The 23,942-nt window shown below is 72.1% G+C and carries 20 protein-coding genes and 1 pseudogene; 15 read left to right on the plus strand and 6 right to left on the minus strand.

Annotated elements, in window-relative coordinates:
* Window positions 1-147: 147 nt before the first annotated feature.
* Window positions 148-774 (plus strand): MerR family transcriptional regulator, encoded by a 627-nt coding sequence (locus tag AB0903_RS08525; protein ID WP_366700600.1) that lies wholly within the window; start codon window positions 148-150, stop codon window positions 772-774.
* A gap of 305 nt (window positions 775-1,079) precedes the next feature.
* Here the strand turns inward: AB0903_RS08525 and AB0903_RS08530 are convergent, their stop codons facing one another.
* Window positions 1,080-4,535, minus strand: coding sequence for a S41 family peptidase (locus AB0903_RS08530; RefSeq protein ID WP_366700337.1), 3,456 nt, complete (start codon window positions 4,533-4,535; stop codon window positions 1,080-1,082).
* Window positions 4,536-4,942: 407 nt separating this feature from the next.
* Between AB0903_RS08530 and AB0903_RS08535 the strand changes: the two genes are divergently transcribed.
* Complete coding sequence (locus AB0903_RS08535) at window positions 4,943-5,515, plus strand: TetR/AcrR family transcriptional regulator (RefSeq protein ID WP_366700339.1); 573 nt, start codon at window positions 4,943-4,945, stop codon at window positions 5,513-5,515.
* 116 nt (window positions 5,516-5,631) lie between these two features.
* A complete protein-coding gene (locus AB0903_RS08540; RefSeq protein WP_366700341.1) occupies window positions 5,632-7,797 on the plus strand; it encodes an MMPL family transporter in 2,166 nt (721 codons plus the stop codon).
* A gap of 196 nt (window positions 7,798-7,993) precedes the next feature.
* Here the strand turns inward: AB0903_RS08540 and AB0903_RS08545 are convergent, their stop codons facing one another.
* The gene (locus AB0903_RS08545) at window positions 7,994-8,335 is read right to left on the minus strand and encodes an SsgA family sporulation/cell division regulator (protein ID WP_366700343.1); all 342 of its coding nucleotides are present in this window, start codon (window positions 8,333-8,335) and stop codon (window positions 7,994-7,996) included.
* 193 nt (window positions 8,336-8,528) lie between these two features.
* Here AB0903_RS08545 and AB0903_RS08550 point away from each other — a divergent pair, with 193 nt between their 5' ends.
* The 6 genes from AB0903_RS08550 (at window position 8,529) to AB0903_RS08575 (ending at window position 13,517) form a co-directional block, all read left to right on the plus strand.
* A complete protein-coding gene (locus AB0903_RS08550; RefSeq protein WP_366700345.1) occupies window positions 8,529-9,608 on the plus strand; it encodes an energy-coupling factor ABC transporter permease in 1,080 nt (359 codons plus the stop codon).
* A gap of 14 nt (window positions 9,609-9,622) precedes the next feature.
* Complete coding sequence (cbiQ, locus tag AB0903_RS08555; protein ID WP_366700347.1) at window positions 9,623-10,384, plus strand: cobalt ECF transporter T component CbiQ; 762 nt, start codon at window positions 9,623-9,625, stop codon at window positions 10,382-10,384.
* Window positions 10,381-11,163, plus strand: a complete 783-nt coding sequence (locus AB0903_RS08560) for an ABC transporter ATP-binding protein (protein WP_366700349.1) — start codon at window positions 10,381-10,383, stop codon at window positions 11,161-11,163. The genes cbiQ and AB0903_RS08560 overlap by 4 nt, the downstream gene beginning before the upstream one ends.
* The gene (locus AB0903_RS08565) at window positions 11,160-11,690 is read left to right on the plus strand and encodes a MarR family transcriptional regulator (protein WP_366700351.1); all 531 of its coding nucleotides are present in this window, start codon (window positions 11,160-11,162) and stop codon (window positions 11,688-11,690) included. The genes AB0903_RS08560 and AB0903_RS08565 overlap by 4 nt, the downstream gene beginning before the upstream one ends.
* Before the next feature lie 118 nt (window positions 11,691-11,808).
* Window positions 11,809-12,270 (plus strand): organic hydroperoxide resistance protein, encoded by a 462-nt coding sequence (locus AB0903_RS08570; RefSeq protein ID WP_366700353.1) that lies wholly within the window; start codon window positions 11,809-11,811, stop codon window positions 12,268-12,270.
* A gap of 56 nt (window positions 12,271-12,326) precedes the next feature.
* Complete coding sequence (locus AB0903_RS08575; RefSeq protein WP_366700355.1) at window positions 12,327-13,517, plus strand: serine hydrolase domain-containing protein; 1,191 nt, start codon at window positions 12,327-12,329, stop codon at window positions 13,515-13,517.
* A 43-nt stretch (window positions 13,518-13,560) separates the two neighbouring features.
* Here the strand turns inward: AB0903_RS08575 and AB0903_RS08580 are convergent, their stop codons facing one another.
* The 4 genes and pseudogenes from AB0903_RS08580 to AB0903_RS08595 form a co-directional block, all read right to left on the minus strand.
* Window positions 13,561-15,198, minus strand: a complete 1,638-nt coding sequence (locus AB0903_RS08580) for a penicillin-binding transpeptidase domain-containing protein (RefSeq protein WP_366700357.1) — start codon at window positions 15,196-15,198, stop codon at window positions 13,561-13,563.
* Window positions 15,199-15,459: 261 nt separating this feature from the next.
* A pseudogene (locus AB0903_RS08585) lies at window positions 15,460-15,677 on the minus strand (VOC family protein); the annotation flags it as partial.
* Between the two features lie 4 nt (window positions 15,678-15,681).
* Complete coding sequence (locus tag AB0903_RS08590) at window positions 15,682-16,107, minus strand: helix-turn-helix transcriptional regulator (protein ID WP_366700358.1); 426 nt, start codon at window positions 16,105-16,107, stop codon at window positions 15,682-15,684.
* Between the two features lie 153 nt (window positions 16,108-16,260).
* Window positions 16,261-17,991, minus strand: coding sequence for a phospholipid carrier-dependent glycosyltransferase (locus tag AB0903_RS08595; protein WP_366700359.1), 1,731 nt, complete (start codon window positions 17,989-17,991; stop codon window positions 16,261-16,263).
* A gap of 53 nt (window positions 17,992-18,044) precedes the next feature.
* Between AB0903_RS08595 and rsmI the strand changes: the two genes are divergently transcribed.
* The 6 genes from rsmI to AB0903_RS08625 all read left to right on the plus strand — a co-directional run bounded on the left by rsmI (window position 18,045) and on the right by AB0903_RS08625 (window position 23,899).
* Window positions 18,045-18,932, plus strand: a complete 888-nt coding sequence (gene rsmI, locus AB0903_RS08600) for a 16S rRNA (cytidine(1402)-2'-O)-methyltransferase (RefSeq protein ID WP_366700361.1) — start codon at window positions 18,045-18,047, stop codon at window positions 18,930-18,932.
* Between the two features lie 130 nt (window positions 18,933-19,062).
* Window positions 19,063-19,575 carry a hypothetical protein gene (locus AB0903_RS08605; RefSeq protein WP_366700363.1) on the plus strand — a complete coding sequence of 171 codons (513 nt, stop codon included), beginning with the start codon at window positions 19,063-19,065 and terminating at the stop codon, window positions 19,573-19,575.
* A 33-nt stretch (window positions 19,576-19,608) separates the two neighbouring features.
* Complete coding sequence (locus AB0903_RS08610; protein WP_366700365.1) at window positions 19,609-20,478, plus strand: TatD family hydrolase; 870 nt, start codon at window positions 19,609-19,611, stop codon at window positions 20,476-20,478.
* Window positions 20,479-20,964: 486 nt separating this feature from the next.
* Entirely contained in the window at window positions 20,965-22,146 is a 1,182-nt protein-coding gene (locus tag AB0903_RS08615; RefSeq protein ID WP_366700602.1) for a ubiquitin-like domain-containing protein, read from the plus strand.
* Window positions 22,143-23,003 carry a 16S rRNA (adenine(1518)-N(6)/adenine(1519)-N(6))-dimethyltransferase RsmA gene (gene rsmA / locus AB0903_RS08620; RefSeq protein ID WP_366700367.1) on the plus strand — a complete coding sequence of 287 codons (861 nt, stop codon included), beginning with the start codon at window positions 22,143-22,145 and terminating at the stop codon, window positions 23,001-23,003. Before AB0903_RS08615 ends, rsmA begins: the two co-directional genes overlap by 4 nt.
* Complete coding sequence (locus AB0903_RS08625) at window positions 23,000-23,899, plus strand: 4-(cytidine 5'-diphospho)-2-C-methyl-D-erythritol kinase (RefSeq protein ID WP_366700368.1); 900 nt, start codon at window positions 23,000-23,002, stop codon at window positions 23,897-23,899. The genes rsmA and AB0903_RS08625 overlap by 4 nt, the downstream gene beginning before the upstream one ends.
* The last annotated feature ends 43 nt before the right edge of the window (window positions 23,900-23,942 follow it).

The following is a 23,942-nucleotide window of genomic DNA, read 5'->3' on the forward strand; positions in this document are numbered from 1 at the left end:
CTGTGCCGAACCCGAAAACACTGCCAGCAATCACTGGCATGGTTGGGAGGGTAGAGCAGTCGCATACCGAGCGGTAGGGGTGGAGCGCGACAAGTTACCGGCGGTACAACATAGGCTTCTGCTGTGAAGGAAGCGCGTGAGTACCGCATGGAGGAATTGGCCGAGGAGGCCGGGATCACGGTGCGCACCCTGCGCTTCTACCGGGAGCGCGGGCTGATACCACCGCCCCGCCGGGAGGGCAGGATCGCCTGGTACGACGAGCACCACCTGGCCAGGCTGCGGACCATCGCCGCCCTCCTGGAGCGCGGACACACCCTCAACGGCATCGCCGACCTGGCCACCGCCTTCGAGACGGGCCGGGACGTCGGCGAGGTCCTGGGCCTCGGCGAACCGACCGAGGAGACTCCGGTCCGGCTGACCCCCGAGGCGCTCGCCGACTACTTCGAGGGCGAGGTCACCGCGGAGAACCTGGCCACCGCCCTCGAACTGGGCTACCTCGCGACCGACGGCGACGAGATCGTCCACATCAGCCGCCGGCTGCTGGACGTCTCGGCCGCGCTGGTCCGCGAGGGCGTCCCGCTCGCGGCCGTACTGGAGGCGGGCCGCCGGGTGCGGGCGCACGCGGACGCCCTCGCCGAGTTGTTCATCGACGTCCTGTCCGAGCACAGTGCCGACGAGCAGTTGGAGAGGCTGCGCCCGCTCGCGAAGAGCGTCGTCGACGCCGAGCTGTCCATGGCGATGGACCGCCGCCTGCGCAGACCCTCCCAGCCCTGACCCGCACCGGGTCCCCGGACCGCACCGGGTGCCCGGCCCCTCACGGCACCCGGGCCGCGCCCGGCCCCGCTGTCGGACCCGAGCCGGTCCGCCCCCGCGCCTCGCCCGGGCCGCGCGCCGCTCCGGGCCGCGTCCGGCCCGGTCCCAGTCCCCGCACCCGGGCCCGCACCGGCCCACCGGGCCCGCACCGCGCCCGGGCCCGCACCTGCCCGGGCCCGCACCGCGCCCGGTCCCAGTTTCCGCACCCCCCGCGCCCGGTCTCCCAGTCCCCGCGTCCGGCCCCCAGCCCCGGCAGCGGTGCCCGGTCAGCGTGGCGGCAGTGGGGGGCGACGCAGGTCGGGGGCTCCGGAGTAGTCCGGTGGCAGCGCGGCGGGCGCCGCCTTCAGCAGGTCCAGCGCCAGCCGGATCGCGTCGTCGAGGCCCACATGGCGCCCCTCCGCCCAGTCCAGCGGGGTGCGCAGGGCGTCCAGATCCGGCTCGACGCCGTGGTTCTCGATCGACCAGCCGTACGCGTCGAACCAGGCCGCGTTCATCGGGACCGTGATCACCGTGCCGTCGCCCAGGCGGTGGCGGCCCGTCATGCCGACCACGCCGCCCCAGGTCCGGGTGCCCACGACCGGGCCGAGGCCCAGCAGCTTGAACGCCGCCGTGATCATGTCCCCGTCCGACGAGGTCGCCTCGTCGGTGATCGCGACGACCGGCCCGCGCGGGGCGTTGGAGGTGTACGAGACCGGCTCGGCGTTGCGCGTCAGGTCCCAGCCGAGGATCTTCCGGGTGAGCTTCTCGATGACCAGTTCGCTGATGTGGCCGCCCGCGTTGCCGCGTACGTCGACGATGAGCGCGGGCCGTGAGACCTCCATGCGCAGATCGCGGTTGAACTGCGCCCAGCCGGAGCCGCCCATGTCGGGGATGTGCAGATAGCCGCACTTGCCGTCGCTCGTCTCCCGTACGACCGCCCGCCGTTTGGCGACCCAGTCCTGGTAGCGCAGCGGCCGCTCGTCGATCAGCGGGACGACGGCGACCCGGCGCCGGTGGCTCTCTCCTTCCGCGGGCAGGAACGTCAGCTCGACCGTCGTACCGCCCGCCGCGGCGAGCATCGGGTAGGGGCCCGTCACCGGGTCGACCGGACGGCCGTCGACGTGGGTGAGGACCGCGCCCTCCCTGATGCCCGCACCGGCCAGCGGGGACCGGGCCCTGGAGTCGGAGGACTCACCCGGGAGGATGCGTTTGACCACCCATTTCCCGTCCCGGCACACCAGGTTGGCGCCGAGCAGCCCGATGGCCCGCTGGTAGTGCGGCGGCCCTTCGTTTCTGCGCGCCCCGGTGACGTACGCGTGGGACGTGCCCAGTTCGCCGAGGACCTCGCGCAGCAGGTCCGCGAACTCGTCGGGGGAGGCGACGCGTTCGACCAGCGGACGGTACTGCTCCAGCACCCCGTCCCAGTCGATGCCGCACATGTCCGGCTCCCAGAAGTAGTCCCGGATGATGCGGCCGGCCTCCCCGTACGCCTGCCGCCATTCGGAGACGGGGTCCACCTCGTGCAGGATGCGGCGCATGTCCACGTAGACGGTGGTGTCGCCGTCGCCGGACTCCGTGGCGGGCACGGCCCGGAGATCGCCTTCGTCGACGACGACGAGACGGGTGCCGTCGCCGCTGACCGCGAACCAGTCGAGATGGCCGACCAGTTCGGTCCTGCGCGCCTTCGAGATGTCGAAGTGCTCCAGCGTCGGCCGGCCGGAGGTGTCGGCCGGATTGACGAACGTCTCGCCCAGGGCGCCGGAGATGGGCCAGCGCAGCCAGACGAGACCGCCGCCGGCGACCGGGTGCAGCGCCGAGTACTTGGACGCGGCGACCGGGAACGGCGTCACCCGGCTCTCCAGGCCCTCCGTCTCCACGAGGACCGTGCTGTCGGGCGACTCCGCCAGCGGGTCGAGACCCCCGGCGGCCGGTCGGCCTTCCGGCGTGAGTGCGAACGGCGAGGGTGTCGCGGAGGACAGCGGCACCAGATAGGGGCGGCAGCCGAGCGGGAAGGACAGATCGCCGGTGTGCACGTCGTAGACGGGGTCGAAGCCGCGCCAGGAGAGGAAGGCGAGATAGCGGCCGTCGCTCGTGAAGACCGGGTTCTCGTCCTCGAAACGGCCGTCGGTGACGTCCACGATCGTACGGTCGGAGATCCTGGCCATCCGGATCTGCCGCAGCGAGCGTCCGATGCCGGGCTGGGACCACGTCAGCCAGTTTCCGTCGGGTGAGAACGACAGGTCGCGGACGGGTCCGTTGGGCGAGCGGACCAGTTCGGTGACCTCGTCCGACGGCGCGGTGGGCTCCGCCGCGCCCTCGGTGGGCCCCGCAGTGTCCTCGTTCTTCGCCCCGTCCTCGGTCTCCGCCGGCTCCTCGGTCTCCGCCGGCTCCGCCGACTCGTCGGACTCCTGCCACATCGTGGCCCCCGCAGGCGTGTCCGTCACCTCGGCCGTGTCGACGAGCAGCAGCCGGCCGTCGTGCGAAGCGACGGCGATCCGTTCGCCCTCGTTGTCGGCGACCAGTTCCAGCACCCGCCCCAGCCTGCCCGAAGCCAGGCGACGCGGTTCGCGCGGCCCGGTCGCGCGCGGCAGGTACGCGACCTCGATCGCGTCCTCGCCGTCCGCGTCCGTCACGTAGGCCACCTGGCCCCCGCTGCCGAGCATCTCCGGCAGCCGCACCCGTACGCCGGGGGTGTCGGCGATGGTGCGGGCGGGCCCGTCGCGGTGGGTGAGCCAGTACAGGCTGCCGCGTACGTTGACGGCGCTGGCCCGCCCGGTCTCGTCGACCGAGATGGCGTTCACGTTACCGGCGGCCGGCACCTGGTACGTACGGCGCCCGGCGCGCGGCCCGCCGAGCCGTACCTCCAGCTTGCGCGGTGCCGAGTCCGGCGAGGTCATGTCCTCGACGATCCACAGGTCGCCCGCGCACTGGTAGACGACCCGGCGGCCGTCGCTCGAGGCGTGCCGGGCGTAGAAGGCGTCGTGGTCGGTGTGGCGGCGCAGGCCGGTGCCGTCGGGGCGGCAGGAGTAGAGGTTCCCGACGCCCTCGTGGTCGGAGAGGAAGGCGATCCGTCCGTCGTCCTCCGACCATCTTTCCGAGCCGCTGCCGCGGATGAACATCGGGCAGTCGAGGTGGCCGTTCAGATCGGGGAGCAGCCGTTCGCCGTGCAGCCACAGCCGGCCCGTGGCCCCGCCGCGGTAGCGCTTCCACGCGGCGGGCTCGTGCGGCGGCTTGCCGGTGAGCAGAAGGGTGCGCCGCTCGCAGCCGGTGCCGCCGGCCTGGGAGGGGCCCTCCGACTCGTCGGTGACGGCGATGTCCGAGACCGGTCCCCAGGGGAGCCGGCCGCCGGGGGAACCGTCGGTCGGGACGCTGTAGGCCCAGGAGAAGTAGGAGAACGGCTGGCCGTGGGAGGAGACGGCGAGGATCTGGCCGTCGGGTGTCCAGCCGCAGACGCGGGTGTCGGTGGAGCCCCAGTAGCTGAGTCTGCGCGCCGGTCCGCCCTCGACGGGCGCCAGATGGATCTCGGGGTCGAGACTCCGCCAGTTCGTGTACGCGATGTGGCGGCCGTCGGGGGAGAAGCGCGGGTGGCCGACTCTGGTGCGGTCCACGGTCAGGCGCCATGCCCGGCCCGGCCGGTGCCCCTCCGGCGCCAGCGGTGCGACCCACAGGTCGTCCTCGGCGGCGAAGCACAGCAAGTCGTCGTGCAGGTGCGGGAAACGGAGATACGCGACGTCGTCACTCACCCCCCAATGCTTTCCGCGCGCGGGGGGTGCGGCAACTTGTGGGCCCGGGTGAATTCCTGCGGGATGCCGTTAGGGCGTGTTTCGAAAGTAGCGCCGTCCGCCCGCAGGGCGGGGCCCGCGGCGTCTGGTGCGTGCAATCGCAAGGCGGAGGGTCATCCTCGTACTGGACGTACTCGGATGACTCCGACAACGCGGCGAGTGTGCGTGCCAGGCGTCGCGGGCCAGGTGGGACTTTCGGAACACGCCCTAGGGCCGGCCGGATGCCGCCCCCCGGCCGTAACGGCATCCGGCCGGGGGCGGCCGTGACCGGGACCACAAGCGAAACGGTTTCGTTTCGCCGACGGTCCGGGGTAGCCTCGTTGTGTACGAAACAGTTTCGTTCGATCGACTGCGACCGGGAGGCCGTCGTGACACGCAGCCGGCTCACCCCGGAGCGCGAGGCGCAGCTGTACGAAGCAGTGCTCGACCTGCTCCGCGAGGTCGGCTACGACGCCCTGACCATGGACGCCGTGGCGGCCCGCACGCGCTCCAGCAAGGCCACGCTCTACCGCCAGTGGAAGAGCAAGCCCGAGCTGGTCGCGACGGCGCTCAAGCACAGCAAGCCCGTGCAGGTCGGCGACATCGACACCGGCACCCTGCGCGGCGACTTCCACGCCATGATCGAACGGACCGACGACTGCCAGATGGAGAAGGACTCCGCGCTGATGCGGGGTCTGGCCCAGGCGATCCACGCCCATCCGGATCTCCACGCGGCCCTGCGTGAGCTGCTGATCGAGCCGGAGATCACCGGCCTCGAGGCGCTGCTGAGGCGGGCCGTGGACCGGGGCGAGATCGGCGCGGACCACCCTGCGCTGGGGTACGTACCGCACATGCTGGTCGGCGCGTTCGTCGTCCGGCATCTGATCGAGGACCGCACACCCGACCAAGCCTTCCTCACCGACTATCTCGACGCCGTGGTCCTCCCCGCCCTCGGCGTCTGACCTCCCCGGGTCACCCTCTCCCCGCAGCACCACAGCACAGCACCTGACGCGCGCCGCTCTCGTCGTCGGGCCTGCTCCCCATGCCCTGTACATCCTCATAAACGGGAGTAGCCCTCGTGGCCACGTTTCTCTACAAACTCGGACGGTCCGCCTTCAGGCGACGCCGTCTCGTCGCCCTGCTGTGGGTGGCGCTGCTCGCGATAGCCGGGGTCGGTGCCGCCACCGCCTCCACCGCCACCTCCTCGTCCTTCTCCATCCCCGGGACGGAGGCCCAGAAGGCGTTCGACCTGCTGGAGGAGCGCTTCCCCGGCGGCGCTGCCGACGGTGCCACCGCCCGGGTCGTCTTCAAGGCCCCCGAGGGCGGGAAGATGACCGACGCGGGCAACAAGGCCGAGGTGGAGAAGGCCGTCGCCGAGCTGAAGGACGGCTCCGACCAGATCGCCTCCGTCACCGACCCGTACACCGCCCAGGCCGTTTCGCAAGACGGCTCGACCGCGTACATCTCGGTCGCGTACAAGGTCAACGCGATGGAGGTCACCCACGAGACGCGCGAGGCGCTCAAGGGGACCGGCACCGAGGCGCGCGAAGCGGGGCTGACGGTCGAGATCGGCGGTGACGCCCTCCAGACGATGCCGGAGCAGGGAGTCGGCGAGGTCATCGGTGTGGTCGTCGCGGGCATCGTCCTGGTGATCACCTTCGGTTCGCTGGTCGCCGCGGGACTGCCGCTGCTCACCGCGATCATCGGCGTCGGCATCGGCATCTCCACGATCACCGCGCTCGCGAACGTCCTCGACCTCGGATCCACCACCTCGACCCTCGCGATGATGATCGGCCTCGCCGTCGGCATCGACTACGCGCTCTTCATCGTCTCCCGCTACCGGGCCGAGCTGGCGGAGGGCCGGGAGCACGAGGAAGCGGCCGGACGGGCCGTCGGCACCGCCGGCTCCGCGGTCGTCTTCGCCGGTCTGACCGTCGTCATCGCACTCGTCGGCCTCGCCGTCGTCAACATCCCGATGCTCACCAAGATGGGCTTCGCCGCGGCCGGCACCGTCGTCATCGCCGTCCTGATCGCCCTCACGCTGATCCCGGCGCTGCTCGGCTTCGCCGGCAGGCGGGTCCTCGGCCGCAAGGTCCGCAAGGGCGAGGCGGTCTCCGACAAGCCGAACGCCGGAACCCGCTGGGCGCGCTTCGTGCTGCGCCGCCCGGTGACCGTGCTGCTCGCCGGTGTGCTGGGCCTCGGTGCCATCGCCGTGCCCGCGGCCTCGCTGGAGATGGGGCTGCCCGACGACGGCGCCAAGCCCACGAGCACCACCGAACGCAAGGCGTACGACCTGCTGTCCGACGGCTTCGGGCCCGGGTTCAACGGTCCGCTGCTGGTGGTCGTCGACGGCGGCAAGGGCGACGCGGACCGCACGGCCGAGGTGATCAAGGGTCTCGACGGCGCCGCAGCCGTCACCCCGCCGACGCTCAACAAGGCCGGCGACGCCGCGATGATCACGGTGATCCCCGAGGACCGGCCGTCCTCGGTCGAGACCGAGGACCTGGTCCACGACATCCGTGACCGGAGCGGCGACGAGGTGCTCGTCACGGGTGCCACCGCCATGAACATCGACTTCTCGCAGAAGATGAACGACGCGCTGCTGCCCTATCTCGCGCTCGTCGTCGGTCTCGCCTTCCTGCTGCTGATGCTGGTCTTCCGGTCGGTCCTGGTGCCGCTCAAGGCCGCGCTCGGCTTCCTGCTGTCGGTCGTCGCGGCGCTCGGCGCGGTCGTGGCCGTCTTCCAGTGGGGCTGGCTGGGCTCGCTGTTCGGAGTCGAGCAGACCGGTCCGATCATGTCGATGATGCCGATCTTCATGGTGGGTGTCGTCTTCGGTCTCGCCATGGACTACGAGGTCTTCCTGGTCACCCGGATGCGGGAGGCGTACGTCCACGGCGAGCGGCCCGGCGAGGCGATCGTCACCGGCTTCCGGCACGGGGCCCGGGTGGTCACCGCCGCGGCCGTGATCATGATCGCCGTCTTCGCCGGCTTCATCGGGTCCAGCGAGCAGATGGTGAAGATGATCGGTTTCGGCCTCGCGATCGCCGTCTTCTTCGACGCGTTCGTGGTCCGTATGGCGATCGTGCCCGCCGTGCTCGCACTGCTGGGCCACAAGGCATGGTGGCTGCCGCGCTGGCTCGACCGGGCGCTGCCCGACGTCGACGTGGAGGGCGAGAAGCTCCAGAAGGAGCTGGCCCAGGGCCCGGGCGGCCCGGACGAGGACCGCGAACTGGTCCGCGTCTGAGGCCCCGCAGACCCCGGGGGTCCCCGGTGGCGCGGTACTGCCGCGTCACCGGGAGAGCGGACCCCCGGCTTCCGTGACGGCACCGTGGGGACGGGGGCCGGAGCGGGACGGTGGCCGTGTCCGCCGGCATGGGGCCGGCGGACACGGCCACCTTTGTGTGCGCCCGGGCGCCGGCGCACCGGCCGGCCCGCGAACCTCAGAGCGCCGGGGTCGCCACCGCGTAGGTGTGGCGGAGGAACCGGGTGAGTGTCTTCGCGTCGAACTGGACGACGGCGACGCCGTCCGAGGTGTGGAACTCGATGACGGCCTGGACCCGGCCGCACGGCCAGATGCCGATGTCCCCGTCGCGGGCCGGCGCCCGCAGCCCCGACTCGAGGAGCTCACGCGGGAAGATCCACTCCCTGCCGCTGGGGAAGGCGAAGCTGACGGTTCCGGGGTCCAGTGCCGGGTCGTAGGTCAGGAAGACGCGCACCGGCCGGTGCTGAGGAGCGTCGGTGACGATCCGGCCACTTGCCTGCTCTTTGACGGCGTGCGACATAGGAAGCTCCTCACACTCGTCCGCTATCTCTCTAATGTCCCATGTTTCGGGAAGGGTGCCCCGTCTTCAGCTGTCGGCCTCGTCCGTGACTCTCGTCCGCGACTCCGATATGTGACCGATGCGCTCTTGCAAAGCGTTTGCAGTTGGTCACTATCATTGAGCAGTTGTTCGTCTGTCCGAAGCGGAGCTCTCCATGCATGTTCCCGACGGATTCATCAATGCGCCCGTCTCGGTGGCCGCCGGAGTCGTCGCCGCCGGAGCGGTCGCCGTCAGTCTCCGCGGAGCCCGCCGTGAGCTCGGCGGATCACCGGCAGAACTGCCCGGCGCCGACCGTACGGCGCCCCTCGCCGGCCTGGTGGCCGCGTTCGTCTTCGCCGTTCAGATGCTCAACTTCCCCGTCGCGGCCGGCACCAGCGGGCATCTGCTCGGCGGCGCGCTGGCGGCCATCCTCGTCGGGCCGTTCACCGGTGTGCTCTGCATAGCCGTCGTGCTGCTGATGCAGGGCATCCTCTTCGCCGACGGCGGCCTCACCGCGCTCGGCGTCAACATCACCGTCATGGGCGTCGTCACCGTCCTCGTCGCGTACGGGCTCTTCCGCGGCCTGGTCAAGGTGCTGCCGCGCACCCGCCGCTCGGTGACCGGCGCGTCCTTCGTCGCCGCGCTGGTCTCGGTGCCCGCCTCGGCCGCCGCCTTCACCCTCGTCTACGCGGTCGGCGGGGTCACCGAAGTCCCCGTGGGCTCGGTCCTCACGGCGATGGTCGGCGTCCATGTCCTCATCGGCATCGGCGAGGCCCTCATCACCATGGTGACCGTCGGCGCCGTCGTCGCCGTACGGCCCGACCTCGTGTACGGGGCCCGAGGTCTGGCCGCGCCGCTCAAGCTCCGCGTCGACGGCGAGCTGGTGGACGCGCCCGCCGCGGAGCCCGCGCCGGTCGCCGCCCGCTCGACGCGCCGGCTGTGGACGGGCGGTCTGGTCACCAGTCTCGTCCTCGCGGGATGCGTCTCCTTCTACGCCTCGGCCAGCCCCGACGGCCTGGAGAAGGTCGCCTCCGACAAGGGCTTCGACACGTCGGTCCGGGAGCACGGGGCTGCCGATTCCCCGCTCGCCGACTACGGCGTCAAGGACATCGAGGACGACCGGCTCTCCGGCGGCCTCGCCGGCGTGATCGGTGTCGGCCTGACCGTGGCCGTCGGCAGCGGCGTCTTCTACGTGGTGCGCCGCCGTCGCGGCGACGGCGCCGGGAACGAATCCGTACAGACCTCCGCCGGATAGGGACGGCCGCCGACATGGGCGCCGGACACGCGCACAAGCTCTACCGCCCCGGTCAGTCGGCGGTGCACGCGCTGCCCGCGCACTGCAAGCTGATCGCCGTCCTCTGCTTCGTCCTGGTCGTCGTCTCCACCCCGCGGGAGGCCGTCTGGGCATTCGGGCTGTACGCGGTGCTGCTCGGCGCGGTCGCGGCCGTGGCGCGCATCCCGGCGGGCTTCCTGCTGAAGCGACTGCTCATCGAGATCCCGTTCGTGGCGTTCGCGCTGCTGATGCCCTTCGTGGTGCCCGGTGAGCGGACCGAGGTGCTGGGGGTCTCCCTCTCCGTCCCCGGGCTGTGGGGCGCCTGGAACATCCTCGCCAAGGGGACGCTCGGCGTCGCCGCTTCAGTGATCCTCGCCTCGACCACCGAGCTGCGCTCGCTGCTCCTGGGCCTGCAGCGGCTGCGGCTGCCGTCGTTGCTGGTCCAGATCGCCTCCTTCATGATCCGCTACGGCGACGTCGTCGCCGACGAGATGCGGCGGATGTCGATCGCCCGCCGCTCGCGCGGCTTCGAGGCGCGCGGTGTGCGCCACTGGAGCGTGCTCGCCAAGCCGGCGGGCGCCTTGTTCATCCGCTCCTACGAGCGCGGCGAGCGGGTGCACCTCGCGATGGTCAGCCGGGGCTACACCGGGACCATGCCGGTCCTCGACGAGGTACGGGCCACCCGGGCCCAGTGGTCGTCCGCCGCCGCACTGCCCGTGACCGCGCTCGCGGTCTGTCTGCTGGGATGGACGCTATGACTGCCGGTACCGACGCCGTGAAGCGCACACCGCCCCCCTCCCTCGACGTGCGCGGGCTCGCGTACGCCTACCCCGACGGCCACCAGGCCCTGTTCGGCGTCGACCTGACCGTCGGGCGCGGTGAGCGGGTCGCCCTCCTCGGCCCCAACGGCGCCGGCAAGACCACGCTCGTCCTGCATCTCAACGGCATCCTGACCGGCGGCGCCGGTTCCGTCGCCGTGGCCGGGCTGCCGGTCGGCCGCAAGGATCTCGCGGAGATCCGCCGCCGGGTCGGCATCGTCTTCCAGGACCCGGACGACCAGCTGTTCATGCCGACGGTCCGGGAGGACGTGGCCTTCGGGCCCGCGTCGGCCGGGATGCGCGGCGCCGAGCTGGAGGCCCGCGTGCTGACCGCGCTGAACCGCGTCGGCATGGCCGACTTCGCCGACCGGCCCCCGCACCACCTGTCCTTCGGGCAGCGCCGCCGGGTCGCCGTCGCGACCGTGCTCGCGATGGAGCCGGAGATCCTGGTGCTCGACGAGCCCTCGTCCAACCTGGACCCGGCCTCGCGCCGTGAACTGGCCGACATCCTGCGCGCGCTGGACGTCACCGTACTGATGGTCACGCACGACCTGCCGTACGCCCTGGAGCTGTGCCCGCGTTCGGTGATCCTCAGCGGCGGCGTGATCGCCGCCGACGGCACCACCCGGGAGCTGCTGAGCGACGACGAGCTGGTGCGCGCGCACCGGCTGGAGCTGCCCTTCGGCTTCGACCCGAGGTCCGTGACAATAGGCGCGTGAACACGGAGCGCGGACATGAGGACCGGAGCGGGGCGGCGACGGCGTCCCTGCTGCTCGACGATCAGCTGTGCTTCGCGCTGTACGCGGCGCAGCGGGCGGTCACGGCGGCTTACCGGCCGCTGCTCGCCGAACTCGGCCTGACCTATCCGCAGTACCTCACGATGCTCGTGCTGTGGGAGCGCGGCGAGATCCCGGTCAAGGAACTGGGCTCGGCGCTGCGGCTGGACTACGGCACGGTCTCGCCCCTGCTCAAGCGGTTGGAGGCGGCGGGCCTGGTGCGCCGGGAGCGCTCCGCCGCCGACGAGCGCTCGGTGCGGCTGGTGCTCACGGACGAGGGGGAGGCGCTGCGGAAACGGGCCGGGAAGGTGCCCGAGCAGCTGCTGGTGAGCACCGGTCTGGAGGGGCCGGAGATCGCCCGGCTCCGCGCCGACCTGCACCGTCTGGCGGAGACGGCCGCGAAGGCCACCCCGGAACACGGCCGCGAAGGCCACCGGGGAGTGACGGCGGCGAAGGCTACCCCGGAGTAATAAAGGGCTCCACCCTCCGATACATTGTGCGCGATGTACATTCCGGTATTCCGCGGAGAAACCACGCGCCGGACCGCGCGACGCGGATCCGCCGGCGCACGCACCTCGGGGACGCAGCATGAGCGAACAGGCCGCCGACACCAACGACTCGGTGGACACCCGCCCGACCAAGATCACGTATGTGGCGGAAGCCACCGCCCACGGTGGCCGCGACGGCTATGTGACCAGTCACGACGGGCAGATCGAGCTACGCGTCGCCATGCCGCCCGCCCTCGGCGGCGACGGCCGCGGCACCAACCCGGAACAGCTCTTCGCCGCCGGCTACAGCGCCTGCTTCCACAACGCCCTGGTGCTCGTCGGCCGCCGGGCCGGCCTCGACCTCACCGGCTCCACCGTCGCCGCAAAGGTCGGCATCGGCCCCAACAGGGCGCGAGGTTACGGCCTCGCGGTCGCCCTGAACGTCTCGCTGCCGCTCGTCGACCAGGACCTCGCCTCGCGCCTGGTGGGCGCCGCCCACCAGGTCTGCCCGTACTCCAACGCCACCCGCGACAACATCGACGTCTCCATCGTGCTCAGCTGACCGCCCCCGGCCGCCCCGGGCGCGGGGAGGTCCGCACCACGTTGCACCATGGGGGGATGGATCGCAGCGAAGGAGCAGACGTGGTGGACGTCCGGGGCACCGTGGCGGACGGCTTCGAGGCGGTCGCGGACGCCTTCGCGCGCAACTTCGAACAGCGCGGCGAGCGCGGTGCGGCCGTCGCCGTCTACCGCGACGGGCGCAAGGTGGTCGACCTGTGGGCCGGCACACGGAACGTCGACGGGCACGAACCGTGGGTGCTCGACACCGCGCAGGTCGTCCGTTCGGCCACCAAGGGTGTTGCCGCGGCCGTCGTCCTGCTGCTCCACCAGCGCGGCCAGATCGACCTGGACGCGCCGGTCGGCACGTACTGGCCCGAGTTCAAGGCGGCCGGCAAGGAGCGGGTCCTCGTCCGCCACCTGCTCTCCCACCGTGCCGGCCTGCCGGTGCTTGACCGTCCGCTCACACCGGCCGAGGCGCAGGACGGCGTCAGCGGACCGGCCGCGCTGGCCGCGCAGGCACTCGCGTGGGAGCCCGGCACCGAACACGGCTACCACGCGCAGACGTACAGCTGGCTCCTCGGCGAGCTGGTGCGCCGTGTCACCGGCCGCACCCTGGGCCGCTGGGTCGCGGAGGAGATCGCCCGGCCCCTCGGCCTCGACCTGTGGATAGGGCTGCCCGCGGACGAGGCCCACCGGGTGGGGCGGCTCGGGCCGATCGCGGAGCCGCCGACCGCCGAGGGCGGCGGCCTCACACTGCGGCCCAAGCGTGCCGTGGTGGAGGCGTACCGCGACCCCGCTTCGCTGACCCGCCGCGCCTTCGAGGCCATCCACCCGCTCCCCGACGAGAACGACCCGGCCTACCGGGCCGCCGAACTCCCCGCGTCCGGCGGGATGTCCACGGCCCGCGCGCTCGCCCGTTTCTACGCCGCGACCATCGGCGGGGTCGACGGCGGGCCCCGTCTTCTCGCACCGGCCACGCTCACCCTCGCCCGCACGGAGGAATCCGCAGGACCCGACCGGGTCCTGGTCGTGCCCACCCGCTTCGGACTCGGCTTCATGCTGCACGGCCCCGCGTCGCCGCTGCTCGGCCCCGGCTCCTTCGGACACCCCGGCCGCGGCGGCTCCCTCGGCTTCGCCGACCCGGAGTCGGGCGTCGCGCTCGGCTACACAACGAACGGCATGCGCAAGGGTGTTACCGCCGATCCGCGTGCCCAGGCCCTGATCCGGGCGGTACGTTCGGCACTGTGACACGTTTCGAGGCTGCGGCGCACCGGTCACGGGCGGGAAATGGTCAGCGTGCGTTCAGCACCTGTGCGACCGTCGTGCCGGCCGTGTCGCCGCCGTGACCGCCGGACTGCACGACGGCGGCCGCGGCCAGGTCGTCGGCGTACCCGGTGAACCAGCTGTTGGAGTCGCCCTGCCCGTCCACCTCGGCCGAGCCGGTCTTCGCGCCCTTGGTCCCGCGGACCGAGGCCATGGCCTCGGCGGCGGTGCCGCCGGTGGCGGTGGCGTTCATCATCTGCCGCAGCGACGCGGCGATGTTGCCGGGCAGCGGCGTGGCGGTGGCCAGCTCACGATCGTCCAGGCTCTGCGGGACGATGACAGGCTGCTTGAAGGCGCCGTTCTTCGCGGTCGCCGCGATGGATGCCACATTCAGCGCGTTCATCTGGATCCGGCCCTGGCCGATGTACGAGGCGGCGGTCTCGGAGCCCGTCGACTCCGGCACCTTGCCGTCGAAGGTGATGACCCCCGACTGCCAGTTGAGACCTATACCGAAGTACGTGCGGGCGGTCTCACCGAGTGCGGTGCCCGCGCCGGTGCCGAGCGGCTTGACCGGCTTGATGAAGGTGGTGTTGCAGGAGCGTGCGAAGGCCCGCTGGAAGGTCGCCCCGGAGATCGAGAAGTCGTCGAGGTTGTGGAAGACGCGCTCCCAGGTGATCGTCGACGGGCACTCGACCGGCGAGTTCGGCCCCCTCACCAGACCCTTGTCCAGCATCATCGCCGCCGTCACGATCTTCATCGTCGAGCCGGGCGCCTGGGCGCCCTGCAGCGCCGGGTTGAACTCGCCGGCCTTGGTGTTGGCGACCGCCTTGATCTCACCGGTGCTGGGCTGGATCGCCACGACGGACGCGGCGGAGTAGTTCTTCACGGCCTTCTCCGCGGCGGCCTGGACCCCCGCGTCGAGGGTCGTGCGCAGGGTGCCCGCCTTGCCCTCGGTCAGCGTGAGCAGAGTTTGGTCCGGCACGCCCTCCGACGCGGAGGTGATCGAAAGCTCGATGCCGGGCGTGCCGCCCACGTCGTTGCCGTACTTCTGGCGCAGCTGGTCGAGGACCGGCCCGAGCGAGGGGTACTTCCCGCGCGTCACCTCGACACCGTTGTCGTCGACCGCCTTGATCTGCGGTGCCGACGCCTCCGACGTCACCAGCGACGTGCCCTTCGTGAGCTTCGGGTGGACCACGGACGGCTGCCAGTCCACCAGCGCCTTACCCGTCGTCAGCCCACGGACCACGGTCAGCGAGGAGGCGTAGGACCAGGGCCTGCTCTCCCCCTTGTAGGTCACGGTCGCCTCGACCGTGAACGGCACGTTCGCGCCCGCCGCCGGGCCGGGCTTGATGACGGCCTCGGTGACGTGGGCCTGCTGGCTGAACCCGGTCAGCAGCGGTTCCGCCTCGGCCCGGTTGTTCGTCAGCTGCGCCGCTTCGAGGCCCCTGCCCTCGGCCCAGGCGGTCAGAAAGTCGTTGGCGGTCTGCTCGATCTCGTCCGCGCTCGGCGGTCCGGTTCTCTTCTCCGTCGACTCGGCCTTGGTGCTGGTACCGCTCCCACCGGATCCTGTCAGACCGCTGTACAGGTTGTAGCCCCCGTAGCCGACGCCGGTCGCGACGACCGCGAAGACGCCGCCGACGATGGCGACCTTTGCTCCACTGCGCATGAACGCAGCCCCCTCCCCAGAGTTGCATGCCCTTGAACATGTTCAAGGGCATGAGTCATTCCGAACTTTACGTGACAGGAGTGTCAGAGTCTGCGGTCGTTATCGGACCGGGACGCACCGCGATGCCGCCCCGGTGCCGGGAGGCGCCGGGGCCCGGTGGCGGCTCCGGCGGGGCCGCCACCGGAAGCCGCGCCGGCCGGCGGTCCGAACCGGGGGTGCCACCGGGGCGTCCCACCCATGGGAACCCTCTGCTCCTGGATACATGGCCTGCCGGTCGGCCTGCGAGGCGTTCGGGTCCGCAACCGGCGGCTCCAGGACGGTGTTCACGTCCGGCTGCGAGGGCGACCCGACGGTCACTCAGCGCATTCCCTCGAACCCGACGTCGTTGCGCAGCTCCAGGACGAGTACGTCCCGGTAGAAGGTCAGCGCCTTGTCGTGGTCGTCACGGCGATGAAGCACGGTGAATGCTCGATGTCCATGCGTTCACGCCAGGCGCCGGGGGCCCGGTCCCGCTTCCTTGTTCCTGACCGGTCGCGTGTGGATCTTCGCAATGCAGGCCGGGACGGCCGCGCCGTCGTCATGCTCGCGGGCCCGGTACGAGCTCGGGCTCTCGCCGACCAGTTCGGTGAACCGCGAGCTGAAGGACCCCAGCGACGTGCAGCCGACCGCGAAGCAGACGTCCGTCACCGACATGTCACCGCGCCGCAGCAGCGCCTTGGCCCGCTCGATCCGGCGCGTCATCAGATAGCTGTACGGCGTCTCCCCGAACGCGGCGCGGAAGCTGCGCGAGAAGTGGCCCGGCGACATGAGCGCGAAACGCGCCAGCGCCGGAACGTCGAGCGGCTTCGCGTAGTCGCGGTCCATCAGGTCACGGGCCCGGCGGAGCCGGACGAGGTCGTCCAACGTCACCCGACCACCATCCCACAGCGCCGCCCGCAGCCGCCCGCGTTCGGCTGCGGGCCGTCTGTGGGCCGTCGAAGGGCGACTCACGGCGACCGGCTACCACCGACAACGACCGAGGCGGGCCCGGCACCGCAAGTGTCGGGCCCGCCTCGGCCACGGCTACACCCAGGTGTCCAGCCACATCCGGTTGCGCCACTCGTCGAGCGGGATCGGGGTGCCCGTGTAGATGGGCCAGAAGTAGATGAAGTTCCAGACGATCAGCAGCACCAGCACACCCGCCCCGATCGCGCCGATCGCGCGGCGGCGTTCGTCGGAGCCGGGCGGACCGAGGATGGCGCCGATCATCATGGCCACGGCCAGGCACAGGAACGGGACGAACACGACCGCGTAGAAGAGGAAGATCGTGCGCTCCTGGTAGTGCAGCCAGGGCAGCCAGCCCGCCAGGATGCCGCACAGGATCGCGCCCGCCCGCCAGTCGCGCCGGAACAGCCAGCGCCAGGCGATGTAGCAGATCGCGAAGCAGGCGGCCCACCACAGGAGCGGGGTGCCGAGGGCCAGGACCTCGGAGGCGCACTTGTCGACGGCGTCCGCGGGGCAGCCGTCGTCGCCGGGCTTCGGGTCCTCGTAGTAGTACGAGACGGGGCGGCCGAGGACCAGCCAGCTCCAGGCGTTCGACTCGTAGGTGTGGCCGGAGGTCAGGCCCACATGGAAGTCGAACACCTGGTTCTCGTAGTGCCAGAAGCTGCGCCACCAGTCGGGGAAGAGCCAGCTCCAGCTGCTGTCCTTGCCGGCCCCGGTGGACGCCCAGTTCCGGTAGTAGCCCTTGTCCGTGACCAGCCAGCCGGTCCAGGAGGCCATGTACGTCACGAAGGCGACCGGGACGGTGGAGACGAACGCCGGGACGAGGTCCTTCTTCAGGACGGCCGCGTACGGCCGGACCGCGCCCGCCGTGCGGCGCGAGCCCACGTCCCACAACACGGTCATCAGGCCGAACGCCGCCAGGATGAACAGGCCGTTCCACTTGGTGCCGGCCGCCAGCCCCAGCATCACGCCCGCCGTCAGACGCCACGGCCGCCAGCCGAGGCGCAACGTCTCCGCGACCCGCGCGTCCGGCCGCAGCGTGCCCTCGCCGTCCACGGGCAGTGCCGCCGCGAGCCGTGAACGGGCTCGGTCGCGGTCGACGACCAGCGCCCCGAAGGCCGCCAGTACGAAGAACATCAGCACCAGGTCGAGCAGCGCGGTGCGGCTCATCACGAAGTGCAGACCGTCCACCGCCAGCAGCAGACCCGCGAGGCAGCCGAGGAACGTCGAGCGGAACAGCCGGCGGCCGATACGGCAGAGCATCAGCACGGACAGTGTGCCGAGCACGGCGACCATGAACCGCCAGCCGAAGGGTGTGAAGTCGAACAGCTTCTCGCCGAGGCCGATGACCCACTTGCCGACCGGCGGGTGCACCACGTACCCGGGGTCGGTGGGGATCGCGACGGCCGAGGGGTCGTCGAGGATCGACTTGTCGATGTCCTTGGGCCAGCTGCCCTCGTACCCCTGGTTGATCAGCGCCCAGGCGTCCTTGGCGTAGTACGTCTCGTCGAATATCACCGCGTGGGGCCGGCCCAGGTTCCAGAACCGCAGCACCCCCGCGACCAGGGCGACCAGCAGCGGACCGCCCCACGCGGCGGCGCGCAGCAGCGGCCCCACGGCCCGCGGCGGGATACCGAACACCTGCCACACCTGCCGGGACGGCCGGGTGTAGGGCGGCACCAGGCGGTCCCGCAGCCCGATCACCGGCCGGGGCGTGTAGCCGAAGCGGCGCAGCCGCCTCTGCCGGCCGGGCGGCTGCTGATCGGCGTCGTCCTTGCCCCGCAGGGGCTGTGGCGCGGTACTGGTCACCGCGCCATCGTAAGGAACACGGCTGTGCGATCGGTGCTCCCCGCCCTGGGAGGATGGCGTGTGTGACAGGAACGCTGGTACTCGCAGGGACACCCATCGGTGATGTGGCGGACGCGCCGCCCCGGCTCGCCGCCGAGTTGGAGGGCGCCGACATCGTCGCCGCCGAGGACACCCGGCGGCTGCGCCGGCTCACTCAGGCGCTGGGGGTGCACACCACGGGGAGGATCGTCTCCTACTTCGAGGGCAACGAGGCCGCCCGCACTCCGGAGCTGGTGGAGGCGCTGACCGGCGGGGCCCGGGTGCTGCTGGTGACCGACGCGGGCATGCCCTCCGTGTCCGACCCCGGCTACCGGCTGGTCGCCGCCGCGGTGGAGCAGGACATCAAGGTCACCGCGGTGCCCGGCCCGTCGGCCGTGCTGACCGCGCTCGCCCTGTCCGGTCTGCCGGTGGACCGCTTCTGCTTCGAGGGCTTCCTGCCGCGCAAGGCGGGCGAGCGGCTCGGCAAACTCCGGGAAGTCGAGCGCGAGCGCCGCACCCTCGTCTACTTCGAGGCGCCCCACCGGCTCGACGACACGCTCGCCGCCATGGCCGAGGTCTTCGGGCCCGACCGCAGGGCCGCCGTGTGCCGGGAGCTGACCAAGACGTACGAGGAAGTGAAGCGCGGCGGCCTCGGCGAACTGGCGGCCTGGGCGGCCCAGGGCGTACGCGGTGAGATCACCGTCGTCGTCGAGGGCGCGCCGGAGACCGGACCGGAGGAGCTGGACGCCGAGGAACTGGTGCGCAGAGTGCGGGTGCGGGAGGAGGCCGGGGAACGGCGCAAGGAGGCCATCGCGGCCGTCGCCGCGGAGGCGGGGCTTCCCAAACGCGAGGTGTTCGATGCGGTCGTGGTGGCAAAGAACGCGGCTCGTTCCGCGTCGGGCGAGGGTAAAGGTCTATCGTAAAAGGCAAAGCGCAGACCGTGTCCTGCCCTCTTGTGTATGGAAAAACCCAAGAGCGCACAATCAATCGACAGGCGCTGATGCGCTCCCGCCCGAAAAGGCGTCCACTGGACCCAGGTGGAGAGGAGCCGGCATGAGTGAAACGACAGGCACCGCCAAGGTCCACGAGGCGTATTCGTTCGCCTGCATGCGTTGCGGGCACGGATGGGAGCAGTCCTACGAGATCGAGCACCACACCGACCCGGCGGGCGGGGACTTCGTCGTCTACAAGGCGGACGGGCGGCGGGTTCCGTCGCCCCTGTCCAGCCCGACCTGCGTCAACTGCGGCGGGCACGTCGTAAGGATCATGCGGCCCGGGCGGGTGTCCACGGTCCGGAACCTGATGGGGCTGGGGGAGCGGGACGGCGGCTCTCCGGTGCCGGCCGTCTCCCCGGTGGACGCGGTGGCACCGGATGGGCATTCCCCGGCGTCCGCGCCGCCGTCGTCGGGAACGCCGGAGCGCGGATCGCCCGGGCGCGGCTCGACCGCGGACGGACCCGCCCCGGGCGGGTCGACCATGGACCGGGGGGCCGAGGCGGAAGCCGCACACGAGGACCGCCACTGGCACCTCTCCGACCTGCTGCACCTCTTCCACCACCGCAAATGAGCCGCCGGGCGCGACTTCCGTAGGATCGCGCCCATGAGTTCGAAATCCGCCCCGCCGCCGCTGCCCGAGCCGCTCGGGGTCGCGGTCGCCGATTCGCACACCCACCTGGACATGCAGGAAGGCACCGTCGAGGAGGCCCTTGCGAGGGCCGCCGCGGTCGGTGTGGAAACCGTCGTCCAGGTGGGCTGCGACATCAAGGGTTCCCGCTGGGCGGCGGAGACCGCCGCCACCCACCCGGGTGTGCACGCCGCGGTCGCCCTGCACCCCAACGAGGCGCCGCGCATCGTGCTGGGGGACACGGACGGCTGGTCGCGGCAGGGGGCCCGGGACGCGGGCGGCGACGCCGCACTCGACGACGCGCTCGCCGAGATCGACCGGCTCGCCGCGCTCGACGAGGTGAAGGCCGTCGGTGAAACCGGCCTCGATCATTTCCGCACCGGCCCCGAGGGCATCGCCGCACAGGAACGCTCGTTCCGCGCGCATATCGAGATCGCGAAACGGCACGGCAAAGCACTCGTCATCCACGATCGCGACGCACACGCGGACGTGCTGCGGATCCTGACGGAGGAAGGCGCACCGGAGCGCACGGTTTTCCACTGCTATTCCGGCGACGCCGAAATGGCGGACATCTGCGCGGCCAAGGGCTACTTCATGTCCTTCGCCGGCAATGTGACCTTCAAGAACGCACAGCCGCTGCGCGACGCGCTCGCGGTGGCGCCGGCGGAACTCGTACTCGTCGAGACGGACGCGCCCTTCCTCACCCCGGCGCCGTACCGCGGACGGCCCAACGCCCCGTATCTGATTCCGATCACGCTCCGCGCCATGGCGGCGGTCAAGGGCATGGACGAGGACGCCCTGGCAGGCGCGATCGCGGCCAATACCGCGCGCGCGTTCGGCTACTGACCGGATCGGAGCACGGTTCCGGTGTTCGTCACGCCGGGTGTCCGTGGCGCTTTGGAGAGTGACGACCGCTCCGCTACTGTCCGTTGCCACTTGGCTGACCGGACCTTACGGAGCGTCGTGAGCGTGAGTAATTCGCAGGGCAGTCACCGGGCGTCGCGCGGCGCGCGACGCCCGGGTACGCGGTCGGCCGGTGACGTCCCCGCACCGCCGTACGAGGCGACGGTGCCGCCGCCCACCGTCGTCGACACCCGGCTCACGGCGGCCTACACGCCCACCGTTCCGTACGTGGACCTCCGTGGCGAGAACGCCGACACCACCGGGGTGTGCCGCCGCCGGCACGCCGTGGCCCAGGCGCCGACCCTGCCGTACCTGGATCTCACGGAGACCGGCCCCGCCCCGCTGCCGTTGCAGACGTCCGCGGCGGCCGGGACCCGTCGGCGCGACGGTGACACGGACGGCGCGTACGCGTACGCCGCCGACGCGGTCGTGACGGACCCGGACGACGCGTACCCGCCCGGCGGTCCCGGCCCCCGGGCGGCACGGCGCAGGGCGCGGCGCCGCCGGTCCGCGGAGCGCTCGGAGGCGCTGCGCCGGCTTCTCCCGCAGGCCCTCGTCGTCGCCTTCCTCGCCGGCGGGACATCCGCGTTCGTCGCCGACGACAAGGCCGTCCGCCTCACCGTCGACGGTGTCCCGCGAACCACGCACACCTTCGCCGACGACGTACGCGAACTCCTCGAGGAGCAGGGCCTGGACCCGGGTGCGCACGACCTCGTCACCCCCGGCCCCGGCACGGCGCTCGACAACGGTGACGAGATCACCGTCCGCCACGCCAGGCCCCTCACGCTCACGCTGGACGGCCGCCGGGTCCGCGTGTGGACGACGGCCGGCACCGTGGACGGCGCCCTGCGCGAGTTCGGGGTGCGCGCGGAAGGCGCGTACCTCTCCGTACCCCGCTCCACCCGCATCCCGCCAACCGGCCTCGTCCTGGACGTGCGCACCGAGCGGGCCGTGACCTTCATGGCCGACGGACGGGAACGCACCATCCGCACCAACGCCGCCACGGTGGGCCAGGCGCTCGCCGAGTCGGGGATCGTGCTGCGCGGCCGGGACACCACGTCCGTGGCAGCCGCCGGCTTCCCGCGCGACGGCCAGACCGTCACGGTCATGCGGATCAGCGACGGGCGGAAGGCGCGGGAGGAACCCATCCCCTTCGCCGTCGTCAGGACCAGGGACCCGGAGCTGTTCGCGGGCACCGAGGTCGTCGTACGGCAGGGCGAGCCGGGCGTCCGCCGGGTCACCTACGCCCTGCGGACCGTCAACGGCGTACGCGGGAAGCCGCGGCGGATCGACGAGGAGGTCGTACGCCGCCCCGTCGCCGAGCAGGTGCGGGTCGGCACCCGGCGACCGCCCTCCTCCGTAGAAGGAGCGGACGGCCTCGACTGGGGTGCGCTCGCCGCCTGCGAGTCGGGCGGGCGGCCCGGCGCCGTCGATCCGTCCGGCACCTACGGCGGGCTGTACCAGTTCGACACGGCGACCTGGCGCTCCCTGGGCGGCACCGGGCGCCCGCAGGACGCCACCGCTGAGGAGCAGACGTACCGGGCGAAGAAGCTCTATGTGCAGCGGGGGGCGAGTCCGTGGCCGCACTGCGGCCGTAGGCTGTATCGGTGAGCACCACTGATCCCGACGCACTCCTCGGCCCCGCCGACATCCGCGAGCTGGCCGCCGCGCTGGGCGTACGCCCCACCAAACAGCGCGGCCAGAACTTCGTCATCGACGCCAACACCGTCCGCCGGATCGTCCGCACGGCCGAGGTGAAGCCCGACGACGTCGTCGTCGAGATCGGGCCGGGACTCGGCTCGCTGACCCTCGGCCTGCTGGAGGCGGCCGACCGGGTCGTCGCCGTCGAGATCGACGACGTGCTCGCCGGCGCGCTGCCGTCGACGGTCGCGGCGCGCCTGCCGGAACGGGCCCCGCGCTTCTCCCTGGTGCACTCGGACGCGATGCACGTGCGGGAGCTGCCGGGACCGCCGCCGACCGCACTCGTCGCGAACCTTCCGTACAACGTCGCCGTCCCGGTGCTGCTGCACATGCTCGACCGCTTCCCGACGATCGAGCGCACCCTCGTCATGGTCCAGGCCGAGGTCGCCGACCGGCTGGCCGCGCGGCCCGGGAACAAGGTGTACGGCGTGCCGTCCGTGAAGGCCAACTGGTACACCGAGGTCAAGCGGGCCGGCGCGATCGGCCGCAACGTCTTCTGGCCCGCGCCGAACGTGGACTCCGGGCTGGTGTCCCTGGTGCGGCGGGCCGCCCCGGTGGCGACGACCGCGACGAAGGCCGAGGTCTTCGCGGTCGTCGACGCGGCCTTCGCGCAGCGGCGCAAGACCCTGCGCGCCGCGCTCGCCGGATGGGCGGGATCGCCCGCCGCGGCAGAGGCGGCGCTGGTCGCGGCCGGTGTGTCGCCGCAGGCGCGGGGCGAGGCCCTGACGGTGGAGGAGTTCGCACGGATCGCGGAGGCGAAGCAGTGAGCGTCACGGTACGGGTGCCGGCCAAGGTCAACGTCCGGCTCGCGGTCGGCGGGGCCCGCCCCGACGGCTTCCACGACCTGGCCAACGTCTTCCTGGCGGTGGGCCTCTACGACGAGGTGACGGTACGCCCCGCCCCGTCGCTGACGATCACCTGCGCCGGGCCGGACGCGGACCAGGTGCCCCTGGACCGTACGAACCTGGCCGCCCGCGCCGCAGAACTGCTCGCCGCCCGCCACGGCATCGCGCCCGACGTCCACATCCACATCGCCAAGGACATCCCCGTCGCCGGCGGCATGGCGGGCGGCAGCGCGGACGGCGCGGGCGCGCTGCTCGCGTGCGACACCCTGTGGGGCCTCGGGTCGACGCGGGACGAACTGCTGTCGCTCTGCGCGCAGTTGGGGTCCGACGTGCCGTTCAGCCTGGTCGGTGGAGCGGCGCTCGGCACCGGGCGCGGCGAGCGGCTGACCGAGCTCGAGGTCGGTGGAGGCTTCTCCTGGGTGTTCGCGGTCGCGGACGGCGGGCTGTCCACACCCGCCGTGTACGGCGAGTTCGACCGGCTCAACGAGGGCGTGAACGTGCCGGAACCGGTCGCCTCCCCGCAGCTGCTGGACGCGCTGCGCACGGGCGACGTCCTCGCGCTGGCGGACGCCGTCTCGAATGACCTCCAGCCCGCGGCCCTGTCCCTGCGCCCGTCGCTCGCGGACACGCTAGCCGTGGGCGCGGAAGCGGGGGCGCTCGCCTCGCTGGTCTCGGGCTCGGGCCCGACGACGGCGTTCCTCGCGAAGGACGCGGACGCGGCTCAGGCGGTGGCGTCGGCGCTGACGTCGTCGGGCACGTGCCGGACGGCGCGGGTGGCGGGGGCGCCGGCGGCGGGCGCGAGGGTCCTCGCGGACTGACGCCTCCCGCTTCGCGGGGCGCGTCCCCTTCCCCTACGCCAGA

Origin of the sequence: Streptomyces sp. NPDC048389, from assembly GCF_040706335.1 — a bacterium.
Classification (GTDB): Bacteria; Actinomycetota; Actinomycetes; order Streptomycetales; family Streptomycetaceae; genus Streptomyces.

Bases quoted from the DNA above. Each gene is read 5' to 3' on its own strand.
- AB0903_RS08525 (WP_366700600.1), top strand. From the start codon at position 148: ATGGAGGAATTGGCCGAGGAGGCCGGGATCACGGTGCGCACCCTGCGC.
- AB0903_RS08545 (WP_366700343.1), bottom strand. From the start codon at position 8,335: ATGTCGCACGCCGTCAAAGAGCAGGCAAGTGGCCGGATCGTCACCGAC.
- AB0903_RS08550 (WP_366700345.1), top strand. From the start codon at position 8,529: ATGCATGTTCCCGACGGATTCATCAATGCGCCCGTCTCGGTGGCCGCC.
- cbiQ (WP_366700347.1), top strand. From the start codon at position 9,623: ATGGGCGCCGGACACGCGCACAAGCTCTACCGCCCCGGTCAGTCGGCG.
- AB0903_RS08560 (WP_366700349.1), top strand. From the start codon at position 10,381: ATGACTGCCGGTACCGACGCCGTGAAGCGCACACCGCCCCCCTCCCTC.
- AB0903_RS08570 (WP_366700353.1), top strand. From the start codon at position 11,809: ATGAGCGAACAGGCCGCCGACACCAACGACTCGGTGGACACCCGCCCG.
- AB0903_RS08575 (WP_366700355.1), top strand. From the start codon at position 12,327: ATGGATCGCAGCGAAGGAGCAGACGTGGTGGACGTCCGGGGCACCGTG.
- AB0903_RS08580 (WP_366700357.1), bottom strand. From the start codon at position 15,198: ATGCGCAGTGGAGCAAAGGTCGCCATCGTCGGCGGCGTCTTCGCGGTC.
- rsmI (WP_366700361.1), top strand. From the start codon at position 18,045: ATGGCGTGTGTGACAGGAACGCTGGTACTCGCAGGGACACCCATCGGT.
- AB0903_RS08605 (WP_366700363.1), top strand. From the start codon at position 19,063: ATGAGTGAAACGACAGGCACCGCCAAGGTCCACGAGGCGTATTCGTTC.
- AB0903_RS08610 (WP_366700365.1), top strand. From the start codon at position 19,609: ATGAGTTCGAAATCCGCCCCGCCGCCGCTGCCCGAGCCGCTCGGGGTC.